This window comes from Acidithiobacillus sp. TH-A36 (genome assembly GCF_057473445.1).
The window spans coordinates 1-3,006 of record NZ_JBYCKP010000415.1 but is presented as its reverse complement, the minus strand read 5'-3'; the positions used below and the strand labels follow the sequence as shown (position 1 = coordinate 3,006).

Annotated in this window: 5 protein-coding genes; all 5 read left to right on the top strand. The window is 53.1% G+C overall.

Features of this window, described 5'->3' with window-relative positions; genetic code table 11:
• On the top strand, nt 1–1,156 hold a 1,156-nt coding region (locus AC2VLY_RS10930; RefSeq protein ID WP_486922267.1), incomplete at its 5' end, for a proton-conducting transporter transmembrane domain-containing protein.
• A 17-nt stretch (nt 1,157–1,173) separates the two neighbouring features.
• Nucleotides 1,174–1,551: a fluoride efflux transporter CrcB gene (crcB, locus tag AC2VLY_RS10925; RefSeq protein ID WP_031571590.1), complete on the top strand. Its 378-nt coding sequence runs from the start codon at nt 1,174–1,176 to the stop codon at nt 1,549–1,551.
• Nucleotides 1,552–1,565: 14 nt separating this feature from the next.
• Nucleotides 1,566–1,883 carry a DUF190 domain-containing protein gene (locus tag AC2VLY_RS10920; protein WP_031571589.1) on the top strand — a complete coding sequence of 106 codons (318 nt, stop codon included), beginning with the start codon at nt 1,566–1,568 and terminating at the stop codon, nt 1,881–1,883.
• Nucleotides 1,880–2,281, top strand: coding sequence for a HEAT repeat domain-containing protein (locus AC2VLY_RS10915; protein WP_193650429.1), 402 nt, complete (start codon nt 1,880–1,882; stop codon nt 2,279–2,281). Before AC2VLY_RS10920 ends, AC2VLY_RS10915 begins: the two co-directional genes overlap by 4 nt.
• A 150-nt stretch (nt 2,282–2,431) precedes the next feature.
• Nucleotides 2,432–3,006, top strand: a 575-nt coding sequence (locus AC2VLY_RS10910) for a class I SAM-dependent methyltransferase (protein ID WP_486922266.1), incomplete at its 3' end; no start/stop codon positions are given.

The window sequence follows — 3,006 nt, the reverse complement described above, 5'->3', positions numbered from 1 at the left end:
CACCATCACCGCTATTCTGGCCATTTTATATGCCTTTCAGCAGGAAGACTGGCGCCGTCTGCTGGCTTTTTCCACGGCTGAAAACGCCGGATTAGCCGTAGTCGCGCTGGGCGCCGCCTCCCTGTTCCGGGCTGACGGTTTAAATATGCTCAGCACCCTGGCCTGGACCGTAGGCCTCATTCATCTGGGCGGTCACAGCCTGGCCAAAGGCAGCATGATGCTGAGTGCCGACCGGGTCGCCAGTGTGCGTGGCGATTACCACATAGCGCAGAGCCGGGTGCTGGCACTCGCTCCCTGGACCCTGGGCATCGGCGCACTGCTGGGCGCCATGAGTCTGGCCGCCATGCCGCCTACTGCCGGGTTTGCGGGAGAATGGTATTTATTCCAGACGGTCTTTCAGGATTTTCATCTGACCAGTTCTGCCGCCAGAGTCACCCTGGCTTTGGGTGGAGCGGGATTGGCACTGACTGCCGCCATCGCCCTGGCCACCATGATCAAGGTTTTCGGCCTGGGTTTACTGGGTCGCGAGGAAAATCAACAGCGTATTACCGGACGCTGGCCCATTCTTGCTTTGGGCCTGCTGGTTCTGGGGTATGCTGCAGCACTGCCCTGGACCCTCGGCTTTCTCGCCGACGATAACTGGCCCGCTGTTCCCGCCGCCCTGGCCAGCATGGTGAAAGGACCAATCCTGATCCCTCTGCGTTTTCATTTTGCCTTTATTTCACCTCCGCTGCTGCTGCTGATGGGACTGCTACTATCCCTGATTCCATTAGCCATGCTGGGCTGGAGCCATCTTCGTCAGGGGCGCAAACGGGTGCCGGTCTGGGGTCACGGATTACGCCAGATACCGGCCAATAATGCGGTCACGGCTTTGGCTTTTTCCAACGCTTTGCGTGAATTCTACAGCTTTGTCTACCGTCCCCGTACCAATACCCGAAGAAGCCATACCGAGCGGGATTATTTTGTGCGGGAATTGCGCTTTGATTACAGTCAGGCCCCGGTATTCGGTCCCTGGTTATTTCGTCCTGTGGTGCGCTTTGTGCAGATCATGAGTGACCGGCTGGGACTGGCCTTACAAAATGGTTCCCTGAATGCCTATCTGGCCTATATCGGAGTAATGCTCATCATTATTTTTGCGAGTGTTTTTTATATTTAATTAATTAAGGAGTAGAAATGTTTGCCACTTTCGGCTTCATCGCCATATTTGCCGTTTTGGGTGCCTGGGCACGATACGGACAGAGTCTGCTGGTCCAAACGGTATTCGGGCGGGGTTTTCCATGGGCAACCCTGAGTATCAACGTCATGGGCTGTTTCATCATGGGCTTTCTTTTTTTTGAAACTCTCGAACGTATTTCTCTCAGTCCGGAATTACGTACAGGCATGCTTACCGGGGGCCTTGGCGCTTACACCACCTTCTCGACCTTCTCCCTGGAGACTCTCGTTCTTTTTGAAAACGGCGAAGCACTGAAAGGTTTGCTCTATATGTTTTCTTCACTGTTCCTGTGTGTGGCAGCGGCATTTGCCGGTGCCTGGGTATCCCGCAGTATTTAAGAGAGGTGAAAATCATGACCAGCGTTTCCGTAGTCCGTATTTACATCAAAGAAGGCGATAAACACGATGGCCACAATTTGATGGAGGAGATATTTCGTATGCTCCACGATCAGTACAAAGTGCATGGGGTCACCGCCTTCCGGGGTATTGCCGGCTTTGGCAGCAAGGGCGTGGTGCATGCCGATGATGTATTGCGTCTGAACGTGCATCTGCCCCTGGTACTGGAGTTTTTCGACGAGCCGGAGACCGTCGATGCGGTCATGCCCCACCTGCTCGAACTGGTACCCGGCAATCACATTCTGCGCTGGGAAGCTGACTGCGGCTGCGCATGAATCATCATTACTGCCCGCTCTGCTTCGCTGAAATTCCGGTTGCTGTAGAGATTTGTCCGGCCTGTGGTCGCAACATTGAGGCCTGGGAACGACAAACCCCTTATTATGATCGTCTGATCTGGGCACTCAAAAATCCCCATTCGGAAGTAAGAATGGGGGCCATACTCAGTCTCGCCAATCAGAACCATGCGGAAGCGGCAGGCCCTCTTGCTGAATGCGCAATGTCTTACCCCGTAGATGTTATCCAGGGGCTGGCCGTCATCCGCGCCATAAAAAGTGTCCCGGATAGCCCGGAAAAAGTTTCCGCGCTGCAGGGATTAAGCCATCACGCAGCACATGCCGTCAGGGTCGCCGCAGAAGAAGCGTTGAATACATCAACATCATTGCGCCTTGCATAACAATAACACAGCAGTCAGCACCAAGGGTTTGGATTCATCTCCAAAATCAGAACGGAGGAATTTGTTCTACAATCAAGAAATGGTTGAGGGTTGTGTATACAGCCACATTGATCGTCATCATTCATCTCCAGATACGGGAGGAAATTTCACGTGAAAGACTTACGAAGTAACTTTCTGGATCATGTCAAAAAAGGCCTCAATGACAAGGCGCTGCCCTTACGGGTCATTTTTTGGGATGGTCACGAATATGCTTTCGATGAACCCACACTGGTCACCATGCATCTCAAATCAGCGAGCGTCATTACCCAGCTCCTCACCGGCAGCGCTCTGGATGTACTGGGCGAAGGCTATGTGGAAGGCACTATCGGCATTGAAGGACGCTACCAGGACATTCTTGCTGTTGCCGAAGGTCTCAGCGACGCATTTCCGGCCAAAAAACCCAAAACCGGCATTCTCCACAAGGCCTTACACAGCAAAGCCAAGGACAGGGAAGCCATTCACTATCATTACGATGTTTCCAATGACTTCTACAGGCTTTGGCTGGATCGCAACATGGTGTACTCCTGTGGCTATTTCAAAACCGGCAAAGAAGATATTGATGTTGCCCAGGAGCAGAAACTGGATCATATCTGCCGCAAGCTCCATCTGCAGTCTGGTGAAAAACTCCTGGATATTGGCTGTGGCTGGGGCGGCCTGCTGACCTGGGCCGCCAAACACTATGGCAT